The following is a 23,681-nucleotide window of genomic DNA, read 5'->3' as shown; positions in this document are numbered from 1 at the left end:
CCGGTCGATCAACTTTCAGGCCGGTAGCGGCAAGCGCCCTTCGTGCTGAAAATCGGTGAGCTTGAATACCTTTGGCCCATCAATGGAGTGTGTTTTTTTAAAGGCCACGTACTGCTCGGTAGTCTCGCAAAACCAGGGCATCAGATTTCGGGGCCGTTTCTCCACCAACGCTCGCGGGGTAAATAGCGCCACATTGATTCCACCTTGGGTACAACGCGCCGAGCGGTATTCGAACGCCTCGACCTGCGCACCACGCATGGCCGCCCCCAAAGCCTGGGTTTGCGAGCATTGGCTGGGATGCATCAGTTGCGTGCGGTACTCATCAAAGGGCGCTTTTTGCAGGGCAATGCCCCGTTCCACCTTATAACCCGCCTCGAACGAGCAATGTTCCGACAGAATCCGCCCGCTGGGCGGCGCTACGTCCATGCCATCCCACAATACAAAGCGGTAATAAGCAGCCTCGGCCATTGCCGTTTCGATGCGCTGGGCGGCATAGAACAAGCTGGGTTCAAAGCGCGAACCAAAACGCGAGCCCCAGCGCAGTGGCGGATAGCGAAACGGCGTTTTCAATAGATAGTGCAAGTCGCGCGTTGCATCCGGCAGCACTGGTTTGCTGGTTTCCAGTAACTCCTCCAGCAGCGCTTGCTCCGCCAGGGTATCGACCAGTTGCAAGGTAGCGACCTGTTCCTGGCTCTCGACCAGGCGTACGAGTCGACCGCGCAGTGGCGCTATCTGTTCAGGGCCGTGACAGGCCTGCCAGATGCTCATCAAACCTTGCCGCGAATCGCATCAAGGTATTCCACTACCCGCACCAGGCCCTGCACCTGCCCCATCATCTCCAGCGGCACACCCGCCAAGTGGTTGTTTTCAGTGCGCAAAAAATGGCGCATATCGGCGAGATCATCCCCAAAGAGTGCGAACAATGCACGATAGCCACGGATAAAGAGCAACGCCAACTCACCGGTTTTGCTCTGCGGGCTCAAGCCTGTATCCACCCAACGACTGATCGCACTGCGGTGCACACCGACAATACCGGCCAGCTCCTGCTGGGTCAGCCCAAGTTGTTCGCGACTGTTGAGCAACGCTTTGGCCAATACACTGTCAACATCGCTGACAGGCTGTATCTTTGCACTCATACGCGTCCCTCCAAATGTCTATTTACATCAATAATAGACCTTGATGTTGCAAATGCACACCAAGAAAGACATCTGCATTGGCAGCACATCCGGCATGGGGTAACGTCTGCCCATCGCCCAAGCCTGCCAATGCTTGGCCCCACAGCACTGATAAGGTCCCGAGGTTTCACAGCAATTGATTGCGCCAACCTGCACACAGGAAGCTAAGCGATGAAACGACTCTGGCTACGATTGGCCGGATTGCTGGTGCTTCTGTGTGTGCTGGCAGGCATCGCAATGGTGAGTTGGCAGCAATTTCTACAGCGCCAGCACATCAGCCGTTTCGACTGGTAAGGGTTGTCTGTTTCCCTTGATGGCATTCACCTGCGCCAACTCCAGGTCGAACAACAAAGTGATGCCGCAACGCTAAGCGTTCAAAGCCAGGGCTTGACCCTTGGATGGCGCGACTTCAGTACGCTTACGCCATTCTGGCAGCACATCGAATTAGAGCGGCTTAATCTCGACTGGCAGGAACACAATAGCCGCACCACACCCACCGACTCCGCCGCCATCGACCTGCTGGAGATGCTTGGCCCGCTGGCGCTGATGCCGCAGTCGCTGAGCATTGGCCAGCTCAGCGCAACACTGCCCTGCGCCCAGGGACGCTGCACCTTGCAGGGCGACCTGCAGCTGGACAAGACTTCGCAACAGCCACTGGCCATGACCCTGCAGAGCAACCTGCGCAGCCAAGGCCAGTTGCTGACCATTGATGGCCAGTTGCAGCGCACAGAGGATGACCTGGACCTGCAACTTGCACTGCAGGTCGATGGACAGCCGCAACTGGGAGCAAACCTGAGCCTGCGCAAACAGACCAACGCTTCAGGGCAACCAAGCAGCCTGTTGAGCGGTGCAATCGCGGCGCCAAACCTGAACCAAGCCAGTGCCTTGCAACACTGGCTCAGCCAGTGGGCATTACCGGCCAGGGTCAAGCTGCCCGAAGCGCCGGGCGTTGCCGACTTATCCGCAAACTGGGAACTGGACCTGCCCGCCGGACCGATCAGTATTGAACATCTGCAACAGGCCAGCGGAACGCTGACCGCAAGCGCCAACCTGCCTGAGCCTTGGCCAGTTCCGGGTATCGGCCAGGTCCAGGGAGAGCTTAGCCTGGCACTTAATGCCCAGTCCGGCCAATGGCTCGTTAAGCAGATCAAGGCCGACCTGAAGCTGCAGCAACTGGCTGAAGCACTGCGCAACCACTTGCCTGCCTCGCTGCAAAACGATCAATTCAGTCTCAGCATACAACCCGCCGAACCAGCCAGAGGAACAGAAGACGCGCTCGAGACTCAGCTGCGCGGGCGTAACCTGCCGCTGGCGCTCAACCTCAACAGCAGCGGTGCCAGCTCAGTGCAGTTGCAAGCCAACCTGGCGCTGGCCAATACCTTGCCTTGGGCTGTTCAAGTCTACGACGCAAGCCTCGACGCCAGCAGCAAGAACCTGCAACTCGATGACTGGAAAGCCCAAGGCCTCAATGCAATGCTGGCCTTCAAGGGCTATGCAGACGCACAGCAACTCAGGCTCAACCTGGATAAAGGTTCGCGACTGCAACTCGCGCAGCTCACTCACCCTGAGTTCGGCGCCACTGGCCTTGATGCCACGCTTGCCGGAATAAACCTGAGCGCGGCAACCAGCTTCGATAGCTGGCAAGCCAGCGGACCGCTCGTGCTCAGTGCTAAAACCTTGCAACAGCCCGCATTGAAAGCGCAAAGCTGGAGCTTCAAGGGCAAGCTGCAAGCCGACTCACAGACCCAGGCGCTTGATGGCACGCTAACCACTGGCAGCGGCTTGCAAGCGCAACTGGCGGGGCAAAACACTGCAAGCAAGGGCTTGCAGCTAGAGGCCAAATTCAACGAGATATTCTTCCGCGCGGGCAACCCACTGAAAAGCACCCTGAGCGACTGGCCTGCCCTGCTCGACCTCAACAATGGCCGCCTCAATGCCAATGCCAAGCTGCACCTGGCACCCGGCAGCAACCCAGACCTGAGCCTCGACCTTGCCAGCCAGGGGCTCTCAGGCATTTACGACCGCACCCTGTTCAACGGCTTGACTGCCAAGGTGCAGGTGCGCCTGGCGAACCAAGGTCTCGAGGCCGAGGTCAAAGACTTGAGCCTGGCCGAGGCCAATCCAGGCATCGCCCTTGGCCCCATAGAACTGCGTGGCCGCTACAGCGCCCCACTCGGCGCACTGGATAAGGGCCAGCTAAGACTGCAGCAGGCCAAGGCCCAGGTTCTCGGCGGGCAAGTTACCTTGCCAGCCAACCAATGGGACCTGAAGCAGCCTGCTTTGCTCTTTGCCCTGAACTTGAAAGGCCTGAAACTTGAAGACCTGTTTGCCGCCTACCCTGCAGAAGGCTTGTCCGGTAACGGCTTTATCGATGGTTCGATTCCCTTGCGCCTCAACCCCGCAGGCTTGAGCGTTGAACAAGGCCAAATCAGCGCACGCCAACCCGGCGGCCGCCTGCAGTTCGACAACGACAAGATCAAAGCGCTGGGCGCCAGTAATCCAGCCATGCAACTGGTAGCCCAGTCACTGGAGGACTTTCACTACACCACCCTCTCCAGCGGCGTGAGTTATGACCCTCAAGGCCAACTCTTGCTAGCCCTGCGCCTTGAAGGCAGAAACCCGGCAATCGAGAAAGGACGCCCCATCAACTTCAACATCAACCTGGAGGAAAACATTCCGACCTTGCTGGCCAGTATCCAGTTGAGCGATAAAGTCAGTGATATTGTCCAGCAAAGGGTTCAACAATTTATCCTCAAGCGAAATAAAAGTGTCGCGCCAAAGGACAATCAATAAGGGAGCACGCAACATGCGTTTACGCAACGGTTTAGCCGCTCTGGCATTGGGTTTGATAAGCGTTGCCTGTACCCCAACGGTGCAGCTGGCAGTGCCTAACGAGCCGATCAACATCAACCTCAACGTCAAGATCGAGCATGAAATCTACATCAAGGTCGACAAAGAGCTCGACAGCATGTTCAACGAATCAAGCGGTCTATTTTAAGGAGCGATGCAATGACCCTATCTAAACGAATTGCCAGCCTGGTATTGCTATTGAGCCTGAGCATCCCGGCCTTTGCCATGAACCTCAACGATGCAATGTCCGCACTCGGCGGCGCTAAGGCCTCCGGCCAGCTGGGCGAGATGCAAACCGGCTACCTGGGCGTGGTCAAGCCCGGCGGCAACGCCGATGAAATCGCCAGGCTGATCAACGACGCGCGGCGTAACGAGTACAAGAAACTGGCTGAAAAAAATGGTATCGAGGTCAGCGCCGTAGAGGCGATTGCGGGCAAGAAGGCAATTGAAAAGACCCCGCCTGGCCAGTACATCCAGCAAGGCGGCAACTGGGTCAAGAAATAGACGACCACAACAAAGGCGCCCTGTTTAGGCGCCTTTGTTGTATGCGGGGGGATTAAACCAGGGTCAGCGTGACATCAATGTTGCCGCGCGTTGCGTTCGAGTACGGGCAAACGATGTGCGCGCGATCAACCAGGGTTTGCGCCGCCGCCTTATCAAGACCCGGCAGGCTGATGCGCAACTCGACCTCGATGCCGAAACCATTGGGGATTGCACCAATGCCGACAACACCTTCAATCGACGCATCCGCCGGAATCTGCAACTTGTCGCGTGCGGCCACAAATTTCATTGCACCGATAAAACAAGCCGAGTAGCCCGCAGCGAACAATTGCTCAGGGTTGGTCCCCTCGCCGCCTGCGCCACCCAATTCCTTTGGTGTGGTCAGCGCCACATCCAGAACACCGTCAGAAGAGATAGCCCGGCCATCACGGCCGCCAGTGGCTTCTGCATATGCACGGTAAGCAATAGTTTCGATCGACATGATGATTTCCTCTTGGTAGTCAAATAAAGGGGTAACAGATGCAACGAGGATCAAGTGGTGTTCTCGTTGGCCTTGAAACAATATTAGTGCGCAATTATTTAGCGCACAAGATAATTATTCACAGATTTCTCTATCAGCACGATCAAGTTCTTCAATGACCAGCTTTCACGGCCCACAACCAACCATCGCAGTCTGCCTGGTTGTTGGCGCACAGGCTATTAGTGCGTTAACTTGACAGCCATCTTCCGCGTAGAGCTCATCCCATGGATTCCTCACTCGAACCTTGCAAGGCCCTGCTGCTGGACAATCAGCTGTGCTTTGCCTTGCATTCCACTTCGCTGCTCATGACCAAGACGTACAAGCCCCTGCTACAGGAAATGGGGCTCACCTATCCACAGTATCTGGCCATGTTGGTGCTGTGGGAAACCGACGGCCTGACCGTGGGTGATATCAGTGCGCGACTGCTGACCGACCCTGGCTCGCTGACACCGCTGCTCAAGCGCCTTGAAGCCCAGGGCTTGCTCCAACGCAACAGGAGCAAGGCCGATGAGCGTGTTGTCGAGCTGCGCCTGACCGCCAAGGGGCGTGCCTTGCATGAGCAGGCCAAGGCGATTCCGGGCTGTATCCTGAAATCGGCGGGCATGCCCATGGAGCAGCTTGATGAACTCAAGCAAGCGCTATTCACGCTGCGCAAACACTTGCACCAATCACTTGATGGCGATTAAGAATTAGCGCCACATTGCTAGAGAACGATCATGAACAACGCATTAATCATCGAAGATATCGTCCTGGGCGATGGCAAGGCTGCCGTCAAGGGCGCACTGATCACCACCCAATACCGCGGCACCCTTGAGGACGGCACCACCTTTGACTCATCCTATGATCGCGGCAAGCCCTTTCAGTGCGTGATAGGTACAGGTCGCGTCATCAAAGGCTGGGACCAGGGCCTGATGGGCATGAAAGTCGGCGGCAAGCGCAAACTCTTCGTACCGGCCGAACTGGCTTATGGCGAGCGCCAGATGGGCCAGCATATCAAGCCGCACTCGAACCTGATTTTCGAAATAGAGTTGCTTGAAGTGCTGACCCGCGACGACTAAAGCACCGAAAGCCGCTGGCGAATTGCAAAGCAAGACTCGGAGTTTTGATAACCGCCTGACCGCTTAAGCTTGAATCACTTTCACTGCTTGTGGGCACCGCGATGAAACCGACCAAATCCTTAGCAACCAAAGTGACTGTCGATGACCCGCGCTGGCAGCGTGTGCTCGATCGCGACCCTTCACTGGATCAGCCCTTCGTCTACGCAGTCAAGACCACGGGCATCTATTGCCGCCCCAATTGTCCGTCACGGCGTCCGAAACCCGACAACGTTGAGTTTTTCGACACGCCACAGCAAGCAGCCGCTGCCGGTTATCGCCCCTGCAAGCGCGCCACTTGCGGCGGCACCCCGCTCAGTCAGCAACACGCCGCGATAGTCAGCAAGGCCTGCCAGATTATCGAACATGCCGAGCAACTGCCCAGCCTCGACCAGCTCGCCCGGCAAGTCGGCGTCAGCGCCTATCACTTCCACCGCTTATTCAAGGCGGCGACCGGCCTGACGCCCAAGGCCTACGCCAGTGCAAACCGCGCACGCAAGCTACGCGCACAGCTGCAAAAAGGCAGCCTGGTCACAGACGCGTTCTACCACGCCGGCTTCAACGCCAGCAGCCGCTTTTATGAAAAAAGCGCCGAAGTACTCGGCATGAAACCCAGTGATTACCGCGCGGGTGGCGCTAATACGGATATTCGCTTTGCAGTGGCACAGTGTTCGCTCGGGGCCATTCTGGTCGCACAAAGCAACCGTGGCATCTGCGCAATCCTGCTTGGTGATGAACCCGAAACCCTGGTTCGCGAGTTGCAAGACACCTTTGCCCAGGCCAACCTGATTGGCGCTGACGCAAAGTTCGAGCAACTGGTCGCCAAGGTCATTGGTTTTATCGAAGCACCGGCAATCGGCCTCGACTTACCCCTGGATCTGCGCGGCACCGCATTTCAGGAGCGGGTCTGGCAGGCATTGCGCAACATCCCGGCTGGCAGCACGGCCAGCTATGCCGAGATCGCAAAACTGATTGGCGCACCAACATCATTCCGCGCCGTCGCCCAGGCCTGTGCGGCCAACAAGCTTGCAGTGGCCATCCCTTGCCATCGTGTGGTCAGAAGTGATGGCAACCTGTCCGGCTATCGCTGGGGCATCGAACGCAAGCAACAATTACTGGAGCTGGAGCGTGAAACGACTTGAGCATCAGGTGCCATCCTGTTGCGCGGCGCATTGGCGATGCAAAAACTTCAGCAACTCGCCAATAATCGCTTCAGGTGCATCCTCCTGGACCAGATGCCCGGCGCCGGGTACGCGCACCATTTGGCAGTTGGCAATCTGCCGTGCCAGCGCCTCCCCCCGCTCAATGGGTATCCATTGATCCTGCTCACCCCAGAGCAGTAGCACCGGGCAATCAAGCGAGGCATAGGCGCCTTGCACTTCATCGGTATAACGTTGGTCCATCTGCGCAATCTGCCGGTAGAACGCACCTTGCCGCCCCTCGCCCAGCCAGGGTTTGGTGTAGTGCTGCAAATCATGCTCCGCCATGGGGTGGCAGACCGAACCCTGTATATAGGCGGCCAATATCGCTTCGTGTATATAACCGGGCAATCCGTTGAATGCCTGCTGATGCTGGCGTACGTGCTGGACGAAGGGCGAACCCCAGGGCGCAATGGCCACCGGGTCGATCAAGGTCAGCGTTGTGTAGGCCAATTGATTGAGAATCCGGCAGCGCAAGGCCGTAGCGCCACCAAAATCATGGGCAACGACATGAGGCTTATCCAGGCCCCAATGCTCGATCAACGCCGCAAGCAGATGATTCTGCACGCCAAGCGAAACATCCTCGCCCTCAACCATTTCAGATTGCCCATAGCCGAGCAAATCAAAGTAATAGACGCAGTAATGGCTGGCCAACAGCGGAGCGATACGCCGCCAAACCTGGGATGAAAATGGCGTGCCATGCACCAGGACCATTGCCGGACCTTCGCCCATGACGCCGTAGCGAACCGGTCGCCCTGCAAAATCAAAGGTGTGCGGTAAAGGAAGTGATTGATCGACAGCATTCATATTTAACCCCTTTAATAGCTTATAAAGGTTAGAATAGAAGTCACCATACCTAACCTTTATCAATCAATAAAGGGGTTATATGAATACTGCCGACAACAGGCACTGGACCACCAGTGACTTTATCGCCGACGACCCTGTGCTCGACTTTCTCAACACCACAGGCGCCAAAGGCAAACAACGCATCAACGAAAGACTGCACTCATGCCGCGCACTCATCGACTGGGCCCTGGCCGCGCAGCTGGTCACTGAAGACGAACACCAACGCCTGCTACAGCTGAGCCAGGCGGAGACTGCAACAGCTGGGCGCGAACTGGACCAGATCATCCTGTGGCGCGAAGCCCTGTACGCGCTGATGCATGCCGCAAGCCATGAGCAAAAGCCCGAGGGCGCAGCGTTGCACTGCGTGGAAAACGTGATCAAGCAGGCACTTGCCAGCGCCCAACTGCATTACACCGTGGGTGAACCCGGCTTTTGGGGTGTGGATTCAGAGAAAGCTGGCATTGCGACCATCCGGCATCGATTGGCCCTGCAACTGAACAAGGGCATTACTGGCGGCAAATACCAACAAACCAAGGAATGCGAGGCCTGCACCTGGATGTTTATCGATACATCGCGCAGCCGCAGGCGCCGCTGGTGTTCAATGAGCACCTGCGGCAACCGGGCCAAGGCTCGGCGCTTTTACCAGGGTGAAAACAAGGCCTGACACCAACCGGCTGATGAACAACCCGGCTGGCCGGCTATTTTACCCCGTGGGGCAACTGATGCCGCATAGCGCAACCGCCGGGGCATCAAGCCTTGAGACGAGTGACCAGGCGCGCTTGCAAGGCTTCCAGTTCAGCAGCATCGGCCTTGGCGCTGGCATGTATACCCAAGTCTTCACCGGCGAAGCGCGGGATCACATGCATATGGATATGGAACACCGTCTGCCCGGCAGGCGCACCATTGAACTGCGCAACCTGGACGCCAGCAGGCTGTAACTCATCGACCAATGCACGGGTGATTTTCTGCACCACCTGCATGACCTTGCACAGGCTTTCGCTGTCGATGTCGAGCATATTGCGCGCAGCAGCACGCTTGGGAATCACCAGGCTGTGGCCATAGGACTGGGGAAATACGTCGAGGAAAGCCAGTACATCATCGTCTTCATACAGCTTGTAGCACGGCGCATCGCCACGAATGATCTGGGCAAAAATATTCTGGGAGTCGTAATCGCCATGCAAGCTCATGAGTCTGTCCAATATCCGTGGATGAAGGTGTAACCATACCGGTTTTACCGAGTCAGATAAAACTCGGTAGGCTTAGCTCAATCCTACCCGCCAGACCTTTTGATGTGGAGTCCCTATGCCTGATCTATCTGCTTTCAAGATTACCCAGAAATGGCCTGCCAGCCACCCCGAGCGTCTGCAACTGTATTCCCTGCCCACGCCAAACGGGGTCAAGGTATCGATCATGCTTGAGGAAATCGGCTTGCCGTATGAGCCGCACCTGGTCAGCTTCGAAACCCGCGACCAGTTTTCGCCGGAATACCTATCGCTCAACCCGAACAACAAGATCCCCGCGATGATCGACCCCAATGGGCCAGACGGCCAGCCACTGGCTCTGGTTGAGTCAGGCGCCATGCTTGTCTATCTCGCCGAGAAAACCGGCCAGCTACTCGCCAGCGACCCCGCGCAACGCTATGAAACCCTGCAATGGCTGATGTTCCAGATGGGCGGAATCGGGCCAATGATCGGTCAACTGGGCTTCTTCCATAAGTTCGCGGGCAAGGATATCGAAGACAAGCGCCCACGCGACCGCTATGTGGATGAAGTCAAACGCCTGCTCAATGTGCTGGAACAACGCCTGCAAGGCCGCCAATGGATCATGGGCGACGACTACAGCATCGCCGATATCGCCATCTTCCCGTGGATGCGCAACCTGGTTGGCTTTTACGAAGCTGGCGACTTGGTCGAATTCAACAAGTGCCCGAACATCAAGCGCGTGCTGGACAAGTTCCTGGCCCGCCCTGCTGTCCAGCGCGGCCTGAACATCCCCAGCCGCGGCTAAACCACCAAAGGCAAGGCCCAAACCCATCGCAAGCGCATGAAAAGATGCGAAAAATTGCACTTTGGGCTTCGCCAAACGCAAATCAGCTGATATCATGCGCGCCGCTGTGGGAAGATGCCGGAGTGGCCGAACGGGACGGATTCGAAATCCGTTGAACTGGCAACAGTTCCTAGGGTTCAAATCCCTATCTTCCCGCCATTATTCAAGACCTAAGCCCCTGAAATTCCTAGAGTTTCGGGGGCTTTTGTTTTTCCGGACATGCAATGTGTCGAAAAACGTCGAAAAAAATGCAATGCTGGCAATTCAACATGATGCAGGTGCAAGCACATGGAAATGCTGGCAACGCTACAGAGTAAGCGACTTCTTTATCCTACAACATTGGTTAGCTTGCGCGCCCTGCCGATAGCCTGCATTAATTAGAGGCGCAGGCTAGGGTTTGACGTCGTTTAGATTTAAACTTGGTCTGTCCCCTATTAATAAAATTTCTCGACTTCTCAAGCTCATCCATTCGCTGCTTAAGCCAATGTTGCGACGGAATGATGGACTCAAAATGCTCCCACTTGTTTAGAATTATTTGTACAAGATGACCAAAATTTAAAAACCCGAGCAATCAGTTTTCTCGCCTTCTAACCAACGTAAATAGGGGGCAGACCACGTTTTCTAACTGGGATTTTGAATTAAACGTGGTCTGTCTCCTATTGTTCCTCCTTAAACCAAAAGACAATTTATTGAAAGCAAATAAACAACAATATAAAAATTAAGCAAAGTGAGCCTATTCAGATAGAACACGCATAATTCGACGCGCACTATGATATGGCCAGTTAAGACACGAAAAAAACAATGCTATTACAAGCAATAGTAAAGCCCCAATAGACAACGCTATAAAATCCACAAATCTACCAGAACTCATATTAACAACTGCATAAAGAATCACAAATAGAGCATACGCACTAACCATATAACAAAGCACTGTGACAGCCCAGCGTAATATGTGATCAACTAATCTCAACCTTACAGAAATAGCTGACCCTGCTAAAGTTATATTTGGGTATGCACGCCGCAGATCATGCCACCCAATTTTTCTCTGGTTTTTTTTATGGAACTTCATCAGAGCATGACGCATTTCAGCATCAGCATTAATTTCATAATACTTTCTAAAAGCATGCCTCTCCAAATGTTCTCTTAAAAACTCATTTGCTTCTTTCCCAAGCTTCTGCGAATCCAATAAAATCCGGGCGAGATCATGTTCCTTCTCCTTCTTCTCAGAAAAATATGAAAATATTTTAAATGGCTCCTTCCTTAAGATGTAATATACAGCCAGCGATAAAAAAGCAATCCATACTTTCCCACCGGTAACATCAGTTGTGAAATACTTTACAAACTCTTCCATATCCTAAAAACCCAACCTTTAATCAAACACAAGATTTATTAAAAATATTTGATTATAATATCATCCCCCAGCACACCTCAAGCGAAACAAGGAAAAGACGTATTTTTTGATTACACGCAACCAGTCCTGTTACTGGCATATCAACATGCTTGGCATGCCTAACTAAAGAAACCAATCACATCGAGCTCATGCATTCAAAAATAATCCACGAATTCGCCACACTGATCACCAAAGACAATTAACTCATAACCATTAACATCTTTCCCAAGCTTCACCAATGTCAACTTTTCAATATTTTCAAATAATGAATATTTTTCAGCTAGCATAAACAGGGGACAGACCGAAATGGGGCAGATATATTAATAAGGCAGGCATTCCGCTTTTGGCCGTTCTCTGCTGTATGAAGGGCAGCATTGCTGCTGCCCTAGCACTGTGATTAAAAATCAAAAGTTAGCTGTGAGGGCCGACTACGATAGTGATCGATAACATCCTCCCATTGCCCGAGGCGAAAGCGACGGTAGCGATGGACGTACACAGTGCGGTGTTGCTGTGGTGACCGGCGACGCCGGGTAAAGCTAGAACGTTGGGGCATGCGGAAAAATCTCCAGCAGATTTGCAATTGTGCAATCCTCCGAAGCTGACCAGTGGCACTATGACGGCTGTTGACTGGATCCCCGTCAATTGGCTTAATGGCCTCCTGCTTCAAATTCATGCATTCTAGAAATGCGTGCTTTGGGTAGTGCGGGTAGTCACGCCAGTTTGGCGACAGGTACGTGACTACTCGTAGAACTTTCCTCCGCAAGCCCCATATCTTGGGGCTTCTGCATCTCTGGCTACAAGATATTGCGGTGTGGAAGGGATGGCAAGTCAACATGTTGTGCCAGCCTGTGGATAACGCTGTGGGTTAACGCGGGGTAGTTTTCGCAAAGCCCCGTTATTACTGGGATTTGTCTCCCTGCACCGCTCGTCGCTATAACGAAGTTTTTTTCAATTTTTTCTCAAAAATCTTAATTAACAGTTGAAATTCTTTAAAACCACCTCTGCCCTCCTATAGGCTCACCTATAAGTTTTTAAGTAAACTCAATGGAATAGGAAGGGGTTTACCCCTATCGATTACCTGATGTGCTTCAGGAGCTCTTAAGTAGAAAGGCTTGAATCCACTCAATCGAAGTCGTACTTGGTACTGTAAACAGGGCTCAGACCACGGTTTCGCAAGATGTCTCTTTTGCCCAACCCCGCCGCCCCGCCCTTGCCTACTTCGAATAGCTCGGCAACGTAGATCGGATTTATCCCGTCACAATGGCATAGCCTTCCGCCTTTACCTGCCCCCGAAGGGAAATACCGGTCGTCTGGAATTAAAGGCAGATTAAAGGCAATATGCCCGTGCCTGCTATAGCCTAGGCGATTGATCCACGGATGATGTTTTGACTTTACAAGGAATGTACCCAATGAAAGCTGCTTCTATAGTTGCGACCTGTGTGCTCGCTCTTTCGCCCGCAATCGTGTTCGGCTCCGGTTGCCCCAAAGGCAAGGAAGGGCCAACTCCGTTCAAGCCAATCACTGAAAACAGCGGTTCGCTCGATGTACAAATCTATAGCCAAACCGATCTTGGTAGCGAAGCGATCAAGGCAGAGGGCTGGCGTTTCCGAGCGCGGACAATCGTTTTCGGTAAGGATGCCGTGGCTCCACTTCATTCCCACGACAAGCGCCCCGAGACAGCGGTGATGAAGCACGGCTCGGTGACGGTCTATGAACAGAACTGCACCGTCAGCTATGAGATGAAAGAGGGCGATGTCTATCAGTCTGGCCATGGTGACGCCCATTGGGTGGTAAATACAAGTGGCGCACCTGCCGTCATGTTTGTGGTCGACCTTGTGAATGAAGATTCCTTCCCGGGGTCCCACGACAAGATGTAAGACGGCCTACTGTTTGAGGCAGGCGCAAACAACGTGGTTAGCCCTATAACGTATTGGCACGCTTCTCCTAGCCCGGTTATTGCTGGGCTGAGCGCCAAAACCAGTCCTGACTCTGGTCGAGCTATCAACATAGTAGCCAGCAAAAAAATGGCCCTTCAAGTGAAGGGCCATTTTTTGTAGCAATGTTGGTTGAGACGATTAGTTGCCCGTTGGCATTGGGATGCTGAAACCTTCTTTGCCGAGGGCTTCACGCACGTATTGGAAGCGTTGGTATTGAGTGAGCGTGATTGGACCTGAGTACCCCTCGCCTTGCATTTTGCGCGGTGGGTATTTGATGTAGGTCTTCATTTTCTCTTTGATCGCTTCGTTGATTGTCACCAGCGTCCAGGTGCGCTCTGTGTAGTTGTTCATGAAAATATCGTAGCGTTCTTGAGGGTCCTGCCACAGGTCGAATACCTGGGGCACGGTAGCAACGTATTTTTCAGGCCCCTTCCAGCCCAGGTTGGTATCGACCGCCAAGCCACCAGTGGCTTGACCGTTGTCACCACGCAGGTTGAAGACCGCCTTGTAGTTACCTACGCGAACCGCACCCGGAGTCAGCTCGTTTTCAGTGAAGTAGAACCAGCTCTTACGATCTGACTTACCCGTGCCGAATAGCACAGGCGACATATCGTAGCTGTCGAAAATGATTGGCTTGCCTTCACGGTCATCCTTGGGCAGTTCAACCCCTGCGACCTTGGCGAAGGTTGCCATCAGGTCGAGGCCGCCCAGAATGTCGTGGTTCTTGGAGTTCGCTTTGATTTTGCCCGGCATCCAGGCAATGGCCGGCACACGGTTGCCGCCCTCACGCACTGTCCCTTTCGTGCCCCTGAATGGCGTGTAGCCTGCATCTGGGTATACATCCTGCCAGGCACCATTGTCAGTGGTGTAGAAGACCAGGGTGTTTTTCTCGAGCCCAAGCTCACGGACCTTGTCCATGATGCGGCCAATATGGGTATCAAGCTCAACTATAGAGTCGGCAAATTTGGATTTTGACAGTGATTTGCCCTTGAACTCGGGAGCCGGCATGCTCGGCTGGTGAACTTTCATGAAGTTGACGTTGACGAAGAACGGCTCACCTGACTTGGCGCCTTTCTCGATAAAGTCTATCGAGGCTTTTTCAACATAGTTGTCGTAGAACGGAATGCCTACGACACCGTTGGGGTATTCATCGGTTTTTTCGTCTGGTTTATCGACGTATTGACCGTTGACGGCAAAATCTTCAGTTGGCTTCTCTCCAGCCTTGCCTGAAAGCGCACCCTTGGTGACTTTTTTGAACATGGCCCGCAGATCATCGCTCATGTCCGGAAACCATGTCGGATCGGCATAGGTGTAGGCATTGAGGTGGTAAAGGCCGACGTATTTCATCTCGTCGTAGCCTTGGGCATTTGGCAATGCGGAGTCATCTTCACCCAAGTGCCATTTGCCGGTGAAGTAGGTTGAATAGCCTGCTTTCTTGAGTACTGAACCCAGCGTCCATTCTGCGGCAGGAAGACCGCCACCCTGGCCCTGGAACGCGACAGTGGTCATGCCGCTACGGTTGGGAATCCTGCCGGTCTGCATTGCAGCACGACCGGGAGTACAGCTTGGCTGGGCATAGAATGAAAACATTGTCATGCCTTCATCAGCGAGCCTGTCCAGATTTGGAGTGGGCATCCCACGGCCCTCTCCCCCGCCATAGGCACCCAAGTCACCATAGCCAGTGTCATCCGAGACAATCAAAATGATATTGGGTTTGGACTCTTCCGCATAGACAGGTAACCCTGTCAGCAGCATCGCTGCTGTGAATCCAGAAAGCATTAACTTCATCATTCATCTCCATTGAAATAATTGTCAATTCCCGGGCTGGGGCATTCAAACATCATTGATTAAAACGATTTTTTATCCTTTGCCCACTTGGCAATGTTACGCAATCACTCTTTCGAGTGTAAGCAAAAACAATATGATTTAAACGATAGTAGAATTTTCCGGGCAGTCTAGAATCAGCCTTTGCTGGCCGACAGAACGTACTGCCAGCTATGGGACCAAAAAAAAAGCAGAACGCCCGGCGCCCTGCTTTTTTGCTGTAGCCATGCATGGCTTAACCCGAAGAATCTGCTCCGCCCAGCTGGAGAAATTGCAGTTTGTGCACTTTGCCCTGGCTGTCTTGATAGACCATGATGACCGGGACCACACCGCGTAGCTCGCTGACATCGGTCAAGGATATGACTTTGGCCACATCCAGTTCGTTGCCGTATTCATACTGAACAGGCATGAGGTCATCAATGCTGCTGGCGTTGGCAAAGGCTACTGGGGCCAAGCTCAATAGTATTGCTGCAAGGGCGGTAGTCGCTTTCATCTGGTTTACTCCTGAGTCCGTTCATTGGATGCTGCCAAGCCGGTTCTGGTTGGGTTACCTGGGCATCGGCTTGGTTTAATCACTCGTTACGGGTTTATAGAGTTGAGTGGCTAGTTGAAATTACAGATGAAGCGTCCAAGGGCGATGACCGGTAGCGCAATAATCCAGCCGCCTGCTTTTGCAGTCAGAACTCAGGCTGGCGCCGAAGTCGACCCCACCACGATCAAGGCGCAGCCGATGGACAATGCATCAAGACTCCAGGCCATACTTGCAACCGATGCCTTGCGCTGGCGCCTGCTGGAAATGGTGCACTCCCTGGCGTTGCCCGATTGCTGGATAGCGGCGGGCTTTGTTCGAAACGCTGTTTGGGATCACTTGCACGGCCTTGCGCCTGGTGCAGTCGCAACCGATATCGATGTCATTTGGTTTGATCCACAGCGCTGCACGCCCGAGGAGGACCAGGCCCTTGAGGCCAGGTTGCGCAAGCTTGATGCATCGGTTAGCTGGTCGGTGAAAAACCAAGCACGAATGCATATTCGCAACGGCGATGAACCTTACCTTTGTGCCACCCACGCCATGCGTTTCTGGCCTGAAACAGCAACGGCAGTAGCGGTAAGACTGGGCAAGGACAGATCCTGCGAGATTGCAGCGCCCTTTGGGCTCGATGATCTATTTGGCTTGGTGCTCAGGCACACATGGCGCTTTGCTGGAGAAAAAAATGCCATCTATCAAGAGCGCCTGAAAACCAAGAACTGGCTCGCAACATGGCCTTTGCTTGAGCTCGCATCAGAGCCGTCCACCGCCGGTTAAGCACAGGCGAAAGCCCGGCTTAAACAACGGGCATAAAAAAACCGGAAGCAAACGTACTGAGGTTCGGCTTCCGGTTGTGGTTACGCATGGCTTAACCCGATGAGTTCGCGCCGCCAAGCTGGAGGAACTGCAGTTTGTGCACATTGCCTTCGCTGTCCTTGTACACCATGGTCACAGGGACTACGCCGCGTTGTTGGCTGACGTCGGTCAACGAGATCACTTTGGCCACGTCCAGTTCGGTACCGTACTGATATTGGACGGGATCAACCTTTGCGGCATTGCTGGTGCTGGCAAATGCTGCCGGGGCCAGGCTGAGTAAGGCTGCTGCGAGGGCAATGGAAGCTTTCATCTGGGTCACTCCTGAGTAAATTAAATGGGTCATGTTCAAGCTTCTACCGGGCCGGTCCAGGCATTCTGGCCTGTAGGTTGTGGCTGGTAGTTGCTGGGTACGGGGCTAGTTAAACACCCGCTGGTTCGCCAGAGAAATCGACTTGAGTGGTACTAAATATTAGCGCGATAAATAGTTTCAGGTAATCGTTCCAAAACCATCTATAGAGACTGAATATAAATATTCCTGCGAGTCATAAGCCGTGCAAACGCTGGCAATGCAGCTGCACCGAGTTTCTCTGTACTGATAAATAGAGTCGCGGCGGCTTCAGATATTACAAATCGCCCGAACCCACGAGAGGCATCTGCCTGGACTGCAGGCCCATCAGCGCAGGGCGATGGCTCTAGAGCGAATGGTTCTGGGCAATCAGGCTGCGTTGCATTACGCCAAATCGCGCCCACAAAAAAGGGCGCCGCAGCGCCCTCTTGACCGATTAACCCATCAAGCCGTTAGCTTGGTCAGCGCTTCACGGTACTTGTCGGCGGTTTTCTGCGCGACATCCGCTGGAACCGCTGGGGCTGGCGCTTGTTTATTCCAGCCGGTGGACTCCAGCCAATCGCGCACGAACTGCTTGTCGAAGCTGGGTGGATTGCTGCCTTCGACATAGCTCTCTGCTGGCCAGAAGCGACTGGAGTCAGGCGTCAGCACCTCGTCCATCAGGGTCAGGGTGCCGTCTTCATCCAGGCCAAATTCAAACTTGGTATCGGCGATGATGATGCCCCGTGTGGCTGCATATTCGACAGCAGCGCTATACAGGGCAATTGCGGTATCACGAACCTTGAGCGCCAGCTCGTCACCGATAATCGCCTGACACTGCTCAAACGAGATGTTTTCGTCGTGGTCACCCACTGCAGCCTTGGTCGAAGGGGTGAAAATGGGAGCAGGTAATTTAGAAGCCTCTTTCAGGCCAGCCGGCAATTGAATACCGCAGACGGTGCCGCTTTTCTGGTATTCCTTCCACCCGGAACCCACGATGTAGCCACGTACAATTGCTTCAACCGCTACAGGCTTGAGACGCTTGGCAACCACCGCACGCCCTTCAACCAGAGGCAATTCAGCCGCACTGACCACATCTTCAACCTTGTCGCCGGTGAAGTGGTTGGGCACCACGGCCGCGAGCTTGTCGAACCAGAAATTTGAAATCGAGGTAAGGATCTTGCCTTTCTCCGGGATCGGCTCATCGAGAATGACATCGAACGCAGAGAGACGGTCGGTTGCGACCATCAACATGCGCTTGTCATCAATTTCATAGAGGTCGCGGACTTTGCCTGAGTAGATTTTTTTCAGGCTGAGGGTCGCAGGCGTGGTCATGTCGGAGTTTCCGTCTTGAACAAACGAAACAGGCGAAACATGGGTTTCGCCTATCGGTTTCATGCGGGCTGCGGCTGCAGCCCTGTTTCAGTGTCTAAATCATGCTGCCGACAAGGCCGCATGATGCTCGGTTTAACCCAGGTTATCCTGGATCAACCCAAGGATTTTGCGCGAAACGTCTTCAGGTGCAACTGTGTTCGCGTCTTTCTCGACCGACACTTGAACGCTGTCGCCTACTGTTGTCAGCCGTACCTGATAACGCTCTGCCCGTGCGTCGATTTCTTCCTGGTCAGGTTCGCTGCCAAACAAGCTGCTGAAGAAGCCTGGCTTCTCTTCCTTGGACTTGGCGCCTTCGGCGAGGTTGATGTAGTAGACGCCCAGGCTGCGGTTGAGGTCGTCGATCCGAACGTCAGCCGAATCCAGCGAGCGGCCCACGCCTGACCATGCACGGTCGAAGTCCGAGCTGAGGTTGAGGATCGGATTGCCATTACCGTCTTGCGACATGCTCACGCGGCTAGGTGCGTCGTAATCACGCGCAGCCAGCAACGAAACCGAACCACCCTGCTCCGTGCTGCGAGCCATGCTTACGAGCATTTCATCGAGCAGCGCAGCATCCAGGCTTTCATTGATGCTTTTCTCGGTGAAGGCCACATCCGCAGTGCTACCGGCAGGACGCTCGGCACTGACGACGAAGATTTCACTGGTGTTGCGCTGCACACCGGGCTCGATGCGCACGCGGACACGGGTTTCGGCATCAGGCGTGGAACCGGAAACGCGGGTGCTCAGGCGACGCGCCATGGCTGGCGACAGGTCTTCAAAACGCTGCCAGTCAGTGGTGAACTCGCCGGTTTGCGGACGCTCACTGGCAATACGGAAACCATTGGATTCATAGAACTGGCGCGCCACTGGCCAGACTTCAGCTGGCACGCGCTGCGCGACAATCCAGCGCGAAGCACCGCTCTTCTGCAAGCTGTACTCACTGGCGTCTGCCTGAACCTGCAGCGCTTGAGGACGCGGCACGTCATACTCACCTTCGACGTTCTCCGTAGCCACTTGCTGTGGAATAGGCAGCAACGGGTCAAGCGGCTTGCTGTGCACGTCGGCCGGAAGCTGCATTGGGGCAGTCTGGCGGGCAGTAAGGTAATCGCTGCCGCGATCACGGAAATAGCCATCTTCGCCCCAGAGCCAGCCGCAACCGCTGGTACTGGAGATAATCAAGGCAAGTGTTGTAAGTCCGGCCAGTCGCTTCATGCGTAGTAATTCCTCAATTAAACCAATACGCCGCACTGGCGCAGAGCCTGACGCAGCGGTTCATGACAGCGCGGGCTGAGCCAGGTCAGAGGCAGACGGATACCGTCTGGCATCATGCCCATCTCGTGCAGTGCCCATTTGACTGGAATCGGGTTGGATTCAATGAACAGATTCTTGTGCAGCGGCATCAAACGATCGTTGATGGCACGCGCGATAGCCGCTTCGCCACGCATGGCTGCGGCACACAGGTCGCTCATGGCACGCGGAGCGACGTTGGCGGTGACCGAGATATTACCCTTGCCGCCCAGCAGCATCAGCTCAACCGCAGTGGCATCGTCGCCGGAGTAGACCAGGAAGTCCTTGCTGACGCGATCAATCACTTCTTTGGCGCGTTGCAGGTCGCCCGTGGCTTCCTTGATGCCAATGATGTTGTCGATCTTCGACAAGCGCTCAACGGTCTCGGGCAGCATGTCGCAAACGGTGCGCCCCGGCACGTTGTAAAGGATCTGCGGGATCGCAACGGCTTCGGCAATGTGGCGGAAATGCAGGTACAAGCCTTCCTGGGTTGGCTTGTTGTAATAAGGCGTTACCAGCAGGCAAGCGTCTGCGCCGACATCCTTGGCTGCGCGTGTCAGCTCTACCGACTCACGCGTGGAGTTGCCGCCGGTACCTGCGATCACCGGGATGCGCCCTGCTACCTGATCAACAACGCGACGGATCGCCTCAATGTGCTCAGACACTTCCAGGGTCGCCGACTCACCAGTGGTGCCGACCGCGACGATGGCATTGGTGCCTTCTTGCAGATGGAAATCCACCAGTTTGCTCAGGCTATCCCAGTCGAGACCACCTTGTGCATCCATAGGAGTGACCAGTGCCACCATACTGCCCGCAATCATGCAACCGCTCCTGCCAAAAAAAGAGAGCCGTAATGGTACTGGCGCTATGAGCCTTGCACAAGCGAAGTACTTGGGTTACCGGCTAGTAGATGCCACTCGGCACAACCTTACTCAACCACCGGCCCAGGCGGTGCGGGCTTGAAACGGCGGAAATCCGGCGAAATCAGGCTTGATCATCAAGACTTTTACAACCTGAGACTCTCAACAAAAGACCGGCATACTTGGCAAAAAGCTTAAAAAAACCCGCATGGCGACTGCAAAAAAGTCGCTTGCGCGGTCTGATTGATTATCAGGTCCTGTCTGGTGCTGCATTTTTCTGGGCTTTACCAGGCAAGTGGAACAGCGGCCATAGACGCTTTTAACAATATGACCGGCTGGATATGGATTCGCTCAGGGCGCCAGGTTGGGAAGCGGTTATTGGAGGAGTGATTCCCCTCAGCAGCGCTTTTCGCTACCCTTCCGTCTTTGAGCAACGCTGTGTAAGAAAAATTGCTCACTCATTGTTTAGGAAGGCTGCATGTCCCCCCCCTCAGTACGCGAACAATTCCTCGTTATTAGCGCGCTCGGCCCTAACGCCATGGAGCTGACCAACGTCCTGTGCCGCACCAGCCACGAGAACCGCTGTGCCGTGATCAGCACACGCTTGAGCCGACATGGCGAGTTCAGCGCGCTGGTATTGCAAATCACCGGGAGCTGGGATGCCCTCGCCCGCCTTGAGGCAAGTTTGCCGGCGCTGTCCAAAAAGCACAGCTTTACCGCCAATGTGATTCGCAGTGCGGCCACCGAGAACCGGCCCCAGGCCTTGCCTTACGTGGCCTATGTCAGCTCGGTGTACCGTCCGGACATTCTCAACGAGCTGTGCCAGTTCTTTATCGACCACAATGTCGAGCTGGAGAACCTGACCTGTGACACCTACCAGGCACCGCAGACAGGCGGCACCATGCTCAATGCCACATTAACGGTCACCTTGCCCGCCGGCACGCAAATCAGTTGGCTGCGCGACCAGTTCCTCGACTTTGCCGATGCCCTCAACCTAGATGCGTTGATTGAGCCCTGGCGCCCACAAAACCCTTGAAACCTGCTGTCGCAGCCCTTTGCAGAGTTTTTCCCAGGAGATTTGTATGACAGTGAAGATTGATGCCCCGGTAACCGACTTCCAGGCCCAGGCCACCAGCGAACAACAGGTTCAGCTGTCCGCGCTCAAGGGCAAGCAAGTGGTGATCTACTTTTATCCAAAGGACAGCACGCCCGGCTGCACCACCGAAGGCCAGGGTTTTCGGGATCAGTTTTCCGAGTTCCAGGCCGCCAACACGGTGATCTTTGGGGTTTCCCGCGATGGCGTGAAATCGCATGAAAACTTCAAGGCCAAGCAAGGCTTCCCCTTTGAGCTGATTTCAGACAAGGATGAAAGCCTGTGCAAGCTGTTCGATGTGATCAAGCTGAAGAAACTCTACGGCAAGGAATACATGGGCGTAGACCGCAGCACCTTCCTGATCGACAAGGATGGCGTACTGCGCCAGGAATGGCGCGGGGTTAAAGTCCCGGGCCACGTCGATGCGGTGCTGGCGGCGGCACAAGCGTTGAATAAAGCCTGACCTGCCAGCCAATAGCTGGCGTTCGAAACTAAAAAGGCCACTGATGTAGTGGCCTTTTTTCTGCGCGGCGCTTGGCCGATCAAACCAACGCTATTAAGCGCAAGGCTGTGGTGGTGGCTCGTTGCTCTCTACTCGCGGCCAGGCATCCAGCAGTGCCTTGAACAAGGTTGCCAAGGGGATCGCGAAGAACACACCCCAGAAGCCCCACAAACCGCCGAACAGCAAGACTGCACAGATAATCGCCACCGGGTGAAGCTTGACCGCCTCGGAGAACAGCAGAGGCACCAGCACATTGCCATCGAGTGCCTGAATGATCGAGTAGACCAGCATCAGATACAAAAACTGATCACCAAAGCCCCACTGGAACAAGGCGATCAGCGCCACTGGCACCGTCACGACGACCGCGCCTATGTATGGCACCACGACCGACAGGCCCACGGCCAAGGCCAGCAGTGCCGGATAGTTGAGGCCCAGTGCGGCGAAGGCAATATAAGTGACAACCCCGCAAATGATGATCTCAATCACCTTACCACGGATGTAATTGGCAATCTGCTTGTTCATTTCGGTCGCGACCTGGCTGATAAGCGTACGCTCCTGTGGCAGATAGCCACTGAACCACTTGCCGATCACTTCACGGTCCTTGAGAAAGAAAAACACCAGAATCGGCACCAACACCAGGTAGATCATCACGCCAACCAATACAGGCAGGCTCGACAGCGAGAACGACAAGGCCCACTGGCCGAACTTGCCCGCGCCACCGCGCAATGACTCTATCGACTGCACGATCTGCTGCTCGGTGACCAGCCCGGGATAGCGCTCGGGCAGCATCATGAACAAGGTTTGCCACTCGCCCAGCATGCGCGGTAATTCGTTGAACAAGGTGCTGAGCTGATGCCAGAGCAGCGGCATCAGCACCAGGATAATCAAGCCCAAACTGCTGACAAACAATGCAAAGACCAGCCATACCGCGATGATATGTGGCACACGCAGGCGTTCGAGCGCACCGACCATGCCCTGCATAAGAAAAGCCAGGACCAGCCCCGTCAGTACAGGCGCGAGCATGCCGCCCAATGTCAGGATCAAGGCAAAGCCGACAACCAGCAAAACAGCCAGCACCACCGCCTGCTCATCGGAGAAATAGCGGTGCAGCCAATCACGTAAAACCTTAAGCATTAATAATCCTTGATCAACCGATAATCAGCAGCATCTTCAACCACCGCAATACCATCTCAGGCTTTGCGTAGCCAATAGCAGTACACACCGTCCGCCACGGTTTCATGCAACAAACTGTGCCCGGCCAGCGTAGCGAATGCGCGAAAGTCGCGCTGTGAGCCAGCATCCGTTGCTATCACTTTAAGCACATTGCCACTTAGCAGCTTGTTCAGCTCAAGCTTGGCCTTGAGCAGCGGCATCGGGCAATTCAAGCCGCTGGCATCCACCTGCGCATCGTAGGCTGGCGGCGAATTTTGTACATCACTCATCAAACTATCTCCAAAATCCTGCCGAAAACATGCTCCATATCTTTACCGCTTGTTTCATGGTCAACAACCGAGCG

Annotated in this window: 27 protein-coding genes and 1 tRNA gene; 14 read left to right on the top strand and 14 right to left on the bottom strand. The window is 54.6% G+C overall.

The features are described from left to right. Nucleotides 1–15 precede the first annotated feature (15 nt). Nucleotides 16–768: an RES domain-containing protein gene (locus tag PSES9_RS0105705; RefSeq protein WP_010484962.1), complete on the bottom strand. Its 753-nt coding sequence runs from the start codon at nt 766–768 to the stop codon at nt 16–18. Next, the gene (locus PSES9_RS0105700) at nt 768–1,136 is read right to left on the bottom strand and encodes an XRE family transcriptional regulator (RefSeq protein WP_010484961.1); all 369 of its coding nucleotides are present in this window, start codon (nt 1,134–1,136) and stop codon (nt 768–770) included. The genes PSES9_RS0105705 and PSES9_RS0105700 overlap by 1 nt, the downstream gene beginning before the upstream one ends. A gap of 210 nt (nt 1,137–1,346) precedes the next feature. Between PSES9_RS0105700 and PSES9_RS25485 the strand changes: the two genes are divergently transcribed. From PSES9_RS25485 to PSES9_RS0105680, 4 genes are read left to right on the top strand one after another with little or no spacing between them, the layout of a single operon-like run. After that, nucleotides 1,347–1,469: a hypothetical protein gene (locus PSES9_RS25485; RefSeq protein WP_274377979.1), complete on the top strand. Its 123-nt coding sequence runs from the start codon at nt 1,347–1,349 to the stop codon at nt 1,467–1,469. A 3-nt stretch (nt 1,470–1,472) separates the two neighbouring features. After that, the gene (locus PSES9_RS0105690) at nt 1,473–3,968 is read left to right on the top strand and encodes an intermembrane phospholipid transport protein YdbH family protein (protein ID WP_010484959.1); all 2,496 of its coding nucleotides are present in this window, start codon (nt 1,473–1,475) and stop codon (nt 3,966–3,968) included. A gap of 13 nt (nt 3,969–3,981) precedes the next feature. Then, nucleotides 3,982–4,173 (top strand): YnbE family lipoprotein, encoded by a 192-nt coding sequence (locus PSES9_RS0105685; RefSeq protein ID WP_010484957.1) that lies wholly within the window; start codon nt 3,982–3,984, stop codon nt 4,171–4,173. Between the two features lie 11 nt (nt 4,174–4,184). After that, nucleotides 4,185–4,529, top strand: coding sequence for a YdbL family protein (locus PSES9_RS0105680; RefSeq protein WP_010484955.1), 345 nt, complete (start codon nt 4,185–4,187; stop codon nt 4,527–4,529). Between the two features lie 52 nt (nt 4,530–4,581). Here the strand turns inward: PSES9_RS0105680 and PSES9_RS0105675 are convergent, their stop codons facing one another. Then, nucleotides 4,582–5,007, bottom strand: coding sequence for an organic hydroperoxide resistance protein (locus tag PSES9_RS0105675; protein ID WP_010484953.1), 426 nt, complete (start codon nt 5,005–5,007; stop codon nt 4,582–4,584). A gap of 263 nt (nt 5,008–5,270) precedes the next feature. On the opposite strand from PSES9_RS0105675, the gene PSES9_RS0105670 reads away from it, so the two are divergent. The 3 genes from PSES9_RS0105670 (at nt 5,271) to ada (ending at nt 7,282) form a co-directional block, all read left to right on the top strand. Continuing rightward, a complete protein-coding gene (locus tag PSES9_RS0105670; RefSeq protein ID WP_010484952.1) occupies nt 5,271–5,732 on the top strand; it encodes a MarR family winged helix-turn-helix transcriptional regulator in 462 nt (153 codons plus the stop codon). Nucleotides 5,733–5,762: 30 nt separating this feature from the next. Next, nucleotides 5,763–6,104 carry an FKBP-type peptidyl-prolyl cis-trans isomerase gene (locus PSES9_RS0105665; protein ID WP_010484950.1) on the top strand — a complete coding sequence of 114 codons (342 nt, stop codon included), beginning with the start codon at nt 5,763–5,765 and terminating at the stop codon, nt 6,102–6,104. Nucleotides 6,105–6,205: 101 nt separating this feature from the next. Continuing rightward, the gene (ada, locus tag PSES9_RS0105660; RefSeq protein WP_010484948.1) at nt 6,206–7,282 is read left to right on the top strand and encodes a bifunctional DNA-binding transcriptional regulator/O6-methylguanine-DNA methyltransferase Ada; all 1,077 of its coding nucleotides are present in this window, start codon (nt 6,206–6,208) and stop codon (nt 7,280–7,282) included. 3 nt (nt 7,283–7,285) lie between these two features. Here ada and PSES9_RS0105655 read toward each other — a convergent pair whose 3' ends face one another. Continuing rightward, a complete protein-coding gene (locus PSES9_RS0105655) occupies nt 7,286–8,146 on the bottom strand; it encodes an alpha/beta fold hydrolase (protein WP_010484947.1) in 861 nt (286 codons plus the stop codon). 79 nt (nt 8,147–8,225) lie between these two features. On the opposite strand from PSES9_RS0105655, the gene PSES9_RS0105650 reads away from it, so the two are divergent. Beyond that, entirely contained in the window at nt 8,226–8,849 is a 624-nt protein-coding gene (locus PSES9_RS0105650; protein WP_010484945.1) for a CGNR zinc finger domain-containing protein, read from the top strand. Nucleotides 8,850–8,934: 85 nt separating this feature from the next. On the opposite strand, the gene PSES9_RS0105645 is transcribed toward PSES9_RS0105650, so the two are convergent. Next, a complete protein-coding gene (locus PSES9_RS0105645; RefSeq protein ID WP_010484943.1) occupies nt 8,935–9,372 on the bottom strand; it encodes an HIT family protein in 438 nt (145 codons plus the stop codon). A 115-nt stretch (nt 9,373–9,487) separates the two neighbouring features. Between PSES9_RS0105645 and PSES9_RS0105640 the strand changes: the two genes are divergently transcribed. Continuing rightward, entirely contained in the window at nt 9,488–10,192 is a 705-nt protein-coding gene (locus PSES9_RS0105640) for a glutathione binding-like protein (protein ID WP_010484942.1), read from the top strand. 108 nt (nt 10,193–10,300) lie between these two features. Beyond that, nucleotides 10,301–10,390 (top strand) — tRNA-Ser (locus tag PSES9_RS0105635). Nucleotides 10,391–10,964: 574 nt separating this feature from the next. Here PSES9_RS0105635 and PSES9_RS0105630 read toward each other — a convergent pair. After that, a complete protein-coding gene (locus PSES9_RS0105630) occupies nt 10,965–11,582 on the bottom strand; it encodes a hypothetical protein (protein WP_010484940.1) in 618 nt (205 codons plus the stop codon). 1,448 nt (nt 11,583–13,030) lie between these two features. Between PSES9_RS0105630 and PSES9_RS0105625 the strand changes: the two genes are divergently transcribed. Beyond that, a complete protein-coding gene (locus PSES9_RS0105625; RefSeq protein ID WP_010484938.1) occupies nt 13,031–13,498 on the top strand; it encodes a cupin domain-containing protein in 468 nt (155 codons plus the stop codon). A gap of 198 nt (nt 13,499–13,696) precedes the next feature. Here the strand turns inward: PSES9_RS0105625 and PSES9_RS0105620 are convergent, their stop codons facing one another. Together PSES9_RS0105620 and PSES9_RS0105615 are read right to left on the bottom strand one after the other, a co-directional pair. Next, on the bottom strand, nt 13,697–15,346 hold the full coding sequence (locus PSES9_RS0105620; protein ID WP_010484936.1) for an arylsulfatase: 1,650 nt from the start codon (nt 15,344–15,346) through the stop codon (nt 13,697–13,699). Nucleotides 15,347–15,617: 271 nt separating this feature from the next. Beyond that, nucleotides 15,618–15,875 carry a DUF2790 domain-containing protein gene (locus tag PSES9_RS0105615; protein WP_010484934.1) on the bottom strand — a complete coding sequence of 86 codons (258 nt, stop codon included), beginning with the start codon at nt 15,873–15,875 and terminating at the stop codon, nt 15,618–15,620. A gap of 237 nt (nt 15,876–16,112) precedes the next feature. On the opposite strand from PSES9_RS0105615, the gene PSES9_RS0105610 reads away from it, so the two are divergent. Beyond that, nucleotides 16,113–16,685 carry a nucleotidyltransferase family protein gene (locus PSES9_RS0105610; RefSeq protein ID WP_029529391.1) on the top strand — a complete coding sequence of 191 codons (573 nt, stop codon included), beginning with the start codon at nt 16,113–16,115 and terminating at the stop codon, nt 16,683–16,685. Nucleotides 16,686–16,776: 91 nt separating this feature from the next. On the opposite strand, the gene PSES9_RS0105605 is transcribed toward PSES9_RS0105610, so the two are convergent. From PSES9_RS0105605 to dapA, 4 genes are all read right to left on the bottom strand, one after another. Beyond that, nucleotides 16,777–17,034, bottom strand: coding sequence for a DUF2790 domain-containing protein (locus PSES9_RS0105605; RefSeq protein ID WP_010484932.1), 258 nt, complete (start codon nt 17,032–17,034; stop codon nt 16,777–16,779). A 480-nt stretch (nt 17,035–17,514) separates the two neighbouring features. Continuing rightward, nucleotides 17,515–18,384: a phosphoribosylaminoimidazolesuccinocarboxamide synthase gene (locus PSES9_RS0105600; protein WP_010484930.1), complete on the bottom strand. Its 870-nt coding sequence runs from the start codon at nt 18,382–18,384 to the stop codon at nt 17,515–17,517. Nucleotides 18,385–18,516: 132 nt separating this feature from the next. Further along, nucleotides 18,517–19,635 carry an outer membrane protein assembly factor BamC gene (gene bamC, locus PSES9_RS0105595; protein ID WP_010484927.1) on the bottom strand — a complete coding sequence of 373 codons (1,119 nt, stop codon included), beginning with the start codon at nt 19,633–19,635 and terminating at the stop codon, nt 18,517–18,519. Nucleotides 19,636–19,652: 17 nt separating this feature from the next. Then, nucleotides 19,653–20,531, bottom strand: coding sequence for a 4-hydroxy-tetrahydrodipicolinate synthase (dapA, locus tag PSES9_RS0105590; protein WP_010484925.1), 879 nt, complete (start codon nt 20,529–20,531; stop codon nt 19,653–19,655). A 517-nt stretch (nt 20,532–21,048) separates the two neighbouring features. On the opposite strand from dapA, the gene PSES9_RS0105585 reads away from it, so the two are divergent. Further along, a complete protein-coding gene (locus PSES9_RS0105585; protein WP_010484923.1) occupies nt 21,049–21,606 on the top strand; it encodes a glycine cleavage system protein R in 558 nt (185 codons plus the stop codon). A 46-nt stretch (nt 21,607–21,652) separates the two neighbouring features. Continuing rightward, a complete protein-coding gene (locus PSES9_RS0105580; protein WP_010484921.1) occupies nt 21,653–22,126 on the top strand; it encodes a peroxiredoxin in 474 nt (157 codons plus the stop codon). Between the two features lie 93 nt (nt 22,127–22,219). Here PSES9_RS0105580 and PSES9_RS0105575 read toward each other — a convergent pair whose 3' ends face one another. Together PSES9_RS0105575 and PSES9_RS0105570 are read right to left on the bottom strand one after the other, a co-directional pair. Further along, entirely contained in the window at nt 22,220–23,299 is a 1,080-nt protein-coding gene (locus tag PSES9_RS0105575) for an AI-2E family transporter (RefSeq protein WP_010484919.1), read from the bottom strand. Between the two features lie 56 nt (nt 23,300–23,355). Continuing rightward, nucleotides 23,356–23,607 (bottom strand): sulfurtransferase TusA family protein, encoded by a 252-nt coding sequence (locus tag PSES9_RS0105570; protein WP_010484917.1) that lies wholly within the window; start codon nt 23,605–23,607, stop codon nt 23,356–23,358. Nucleotides 23,608–23,681 lie beyond the last annotated feature (74 nt).

This window comes from Pseudomonas sp. S9, from assembly GCF_000222125.1.
GTDB classification, from domain to species: domain Bacteria; phylum Pseudomonadota; class Gammaproteobacteria; order Pseudomonadales; family Pseudomonadaceae; genus Aquipseudomonas; species Aquipseudomonas segetis.
Note: the sequence above shows the minus strand (reverse complement) of the source record. Positions and strands in the feature narration are given on the sequence as shown.

Coding starts and splice junctions, on each gene's coding strand:
- PSES9_RS0105705 (WP_010484962.1), bottom strand. CDS start 768: ATGAGCATCTGGCAGGCCTGTCACGGCCCTGAACAGATAGCGCCACTG.
- PSES9_RS0105700 (WP_010484961.1), bottom strand. CDS start 1,136: ATGAGTGCAAAGATACAGCCTGTCAGCGATGTTGACAGTGTATTGGCC.
- PSES9_RS25485 (WP_274377979.1), top strand. CDS start 1,347: ATGAAACGACTCTGGCTACGATTGGCCGGATTGCTGGTGCTTCTGTGT.
- PSES9_RS0105685 (WP_010484957.1), top strand. CDS start 3,982: ATGCGTTTACGCAACGGTTTAGCCGCTCTGGCATTGGGTTTGATAAGC.
- PSES9_RS0105680 (WP_010484955.1), top strand. CDS start 4,185: ATGACCCTATCTAAACGAATTGCCAGCCTGGTATTGCTATTGAGCCTG.
- PSES9_RS0105675 (WP_010484953.1), bottom strand. CDS start 5,007: ATGTCGATCGAAACTATTGCTTACCGTGCATATGCAGAAGCCACTGGC.
- PSES9_RS0105670 (WP_010484952.1), top strand. CDS start 5,271: ATGGATTCCTCACTCGAACCTTGCAAGGCCCTGCTGCTGGACAATCAG.
- PSES9_RS0105665 (WP_010484950.1), top strand. CDS start 5,763: ATGAACAACGCATTAATCATCGAAGATATCGTCCTGGGCGATGGCAAG.
- ada (WP_010484948.1), top strand. CDS start 6,206: ATGAAACCGACCAAATCCTTAGCAACCAAAGTGACTGTCGATGACCCG.
- PSES9_RS0105655 (WP_010484947.1), bottom strand. CDS start 8,146: ATGAATGCTGTCGATCAATCACTTCCTTTACCGCACACCTTTGATTTT.
- PSES9_RS0105650 (WP_010484945.1), top strand. CDS start 8,226: ATGAATACTGCCGACAACAGGCACTGGACCACCAGTGACTTTATCGCC.
- PSES9_RS0105645 (WP_010484943.1), bottom strand. CDS start 9,372: ATGAGCTTGCATGGCGATTACGACTCCCAGAATATTTTTGCCCAGATC.
- PSES9_RS0105640 (WP_010484942.1), top strand. CDS start 9,488: ATGCCTGATCTATCTGCTTTCAAGATTACCCAGAAATGGCCTGCCAGC.
- PSES9_RS0105630 (WP_010484940.1), bottom strand. CDS start 11,582: ATGGAAGAGTTTGTAAAGTATTTCACAACTGATGTTACCGGTGGGAAA.
- PSES9_RS0105625 (WP_010484938.1), top strand. CDS start 13,031: ATGAAAGCTGCTTCTATAGTTGCGACCTGTGTGCTCGCTCTTTCGCCC.
- PSES9_RS0105620 (WP_010484936.1), bottom strand. CDS start 15,346: ATGAAGTTAATGCTTTCTGGATTCACAGCAGCGATGCTGCTGACAGGG.
- PSES9_RS0105615 (WP_010484934.1), bottom strand. CDS start 15,875: ATGAAAGCGACTACCGCCCTTGCAGCAATACTATTGAGCTTGGCCCCA.
- PSES9_RS0105610 (WP_029529391.1), top strand. CDS start 16,113: ATGGACAATGCATCAAGACTCCAGGCCATACTTGCAACCGATGCCTTG.
- PSES9_RS0105605 (WP_010484932.1), bottom strand. CDS start 17,034: ATGAAAGCTTCCATTGCCCTCGCAGCAGCCTTACTCAGCCTGGCCCCG.
- PSES9_RS0105600 (WP_010484930.1), bottom strand. CDS start 18,384: ATGACCACGCCTGCGACCCTCAGCCTGAAAAAAATCTACTCAGGCAAA.
- bamC (WP_010484927.1), bottom strand. CDS start 19,635: ATGAAGCGACTGGCCGGACTTACAACACTTGCCTTGATTATCTCCAGT.
- dapA (WP_010484925.1), bottom strand. CDS start 20,531: ATGATTGCGGGCAGTATGGTGGCACTGGTCACTCCTATGGATGCACAA.
- PSES9_RS0105585 (WP_010484923.1), top strand. CDS start 21,049: ATGTCCCCCCCCTCAGTACGCGAACAATTCCTCGTTATTAGCGCGCTC.
- PSES9_RS0105580 (WP_010484921.1), top strand. CDS start 21,653: ATGACAGTGAAGATTGATGCCCCGGTAACCGACTTCCAGGCCCAGGCC.
- PSES9_RS0105575 (WP_010484919.1), bottom strand. CDS start 23,299: ATGCTTAAGGTTTTACGTGATTGGCTGCACCGCTATTTCTCCGATGAG.
- PSES9_RS0105570 (WP_010484917.1), bottom strand. CDS start 23,607: ATGAGTGATGTACAAAATTCGCCGCCAGCCTACGATGCGCAGGTGGAT.